The following is a 1,405-nucleotide window of genomic DNA, read 5'->3' on the forward strand; positions in this document are numbered from 1 at the left end:
GTTTCTGTGCCGGCCATCACTTGACCGCCCCGGTAATTCCCTCGGCAAACTGTCTCTGCAATACGAAGAAGACAAGCAGCGTGGGAACCGTGCAGAAAAGAACCCCAATCATTAGAAGCCCGTAGTCCACCGTGTACCCGCTGGCCAGACTGGCAATTAACATGGGCATGGTCTGCGCCCTGTTGTCTGTCATAACGACAGTGGGCCACTCCGTCCACTTGCCCTGTCTGCCCTCGCGCAGTCGCTTCCGGCTCCGGCACATTCGCTGACTTTTAGCTCCCCGCAGACCTTCCGCTCTTGATCCATCAATACAAGCTCTGCGACAGCTCCCGGACAAGCCCCCTGCAGCTTCATTTCCACGTTCAGACTGCCGGTGGCAAAATCGTCCGTAAGACTGCTGGTCAGTTTGAGATCTCTGAGATGGAGCCTGGGAACCGTATAGAGAAATACCTCCCGGAAAATGCCGGAAAAGCGAAAGAAGTCCTGATCCTCGTACCAGGATCCTGCAGAGAAGCGGAAGACCGCGACAGCCAGCTTATTCTCCCCAGCCAGAAGATAGGGAGTCAGGTCGAATTCAGAGGGAGTGAAGGAATCCTCCGAATAACCTACATAATGCCCGTTACACCAGAGAGCGAGGGCGGATTCCACCCCCTGAAAGCTGATGTAGACAGGATTCTTCACAAGTGCCGGATTCCCTACAGATGCCGCATCCTCCCGCAGCGTCTCCCCCTCTTTGCGATCGCCCGCTGGCCTCTCAGACGAAAGGGAAAGCCAGTCCTTGGGCAGGGTAAAGTACTTGACATAAGAGGCCACCGGATTATCAATGGAGGGAATCTGTCCCGGCATCAGCTCCTCTTTGCCGTCCCATGGGTACTGGGTATTACAGTACTGGGGAACTCCGTACCCTTCCATCTGAATATGGGCCGGTACCGGGATGGTCTTCCAGGCATGGCAGTCTTCCTCTGTTCGGAAGAAGTCCTTATCCGCCGCCGCCCAGTTGGGGGCAAAGGCGAAATTCCAATCTCCATTTAATGAATAGCAAAAGGAAGAACGGTCACGCTCCATCTCCTCTTTGCTGGCGTAGAAGCGGTGATCCGAATGCGCTTCCAGGCGGTTCTGCTGGAAGATCCCGGGATCAGCCACGATATTGTAGTCAAACTCCTTCATAAGTCTCCTCGTTCTTGTCTCCTGATCTTCTGTAGACGTTCTTATCTTCTGAAGACGCTTTCATCTTCTGATCTTCGGAAGATTGACATCCTATGATTGACATCTTCCGATTAACATCTTTTGACTGACATCATCTGATTGGTTTCTGTGCCGGCCATCACTTGACCGCCCCGGTAATTCCCTCGGCAAACTGTCTCTGCAATACGAAGAAGACAAGCAGCGTGGGAACCGTGCAGAA

General features: G+C 53.5%; 1 protein-coding gene and 2 pseudogenes. All 3 read right to left on the minus strand.

The window, feature by feature from the left end:
- Positions 1 to 16: 16 nt before the first annotated feature.
- Positions 17 to 208: pseudogene (locus HMPREF1508_RS09980) on the minus strand (carbohydrate ABC transporter permease); the annotation flags it as partial.
- Positions 190 to 1,167: a sugar-binding domain-containing protein gene (locus HMPREF1508_RS06680; RefSeq protein ID WP_044960618.1), complete on the minus strand. Its 978-nt coding sequence runs from the start codon at positions 1,165 to 1,167 to the stop codon at positions 190 to 192. The gene HMPREF1508_RS06680 and the pseudogene HMPREF1508_RS09980, both read right to left, overlap by 19 nt.
- A 157-nt stretch (positions 1,168 to 1,324) precedes the next feature.
- A pseudogene (locus HMPREF1508_RS10815) lies at positions 1,325 to 1,405 on the minus strand (carbohydrate ABC transporter permease); the annotation flags it as partial.

The organism is Shuttleworthella sp. MSX8B (genome assembly GCF_000524295.1).
GTDB lineage: Bacteria > Bacillota > Clostridia > Lachnospirales > Lachnospiraceae > Shuttleworthia > Shuttleworthia satelles.

What these genes read in the sequence shown, in the direction of transcription:
- HMPREF1508_RS06680 (WP_044960618.1), bottom strand. Translation starts at nt 1,167, where the DNA reads ATGAAGGAGTTTGACTACAATATCGTGGCTGATCCCGGGATCTTCCAG.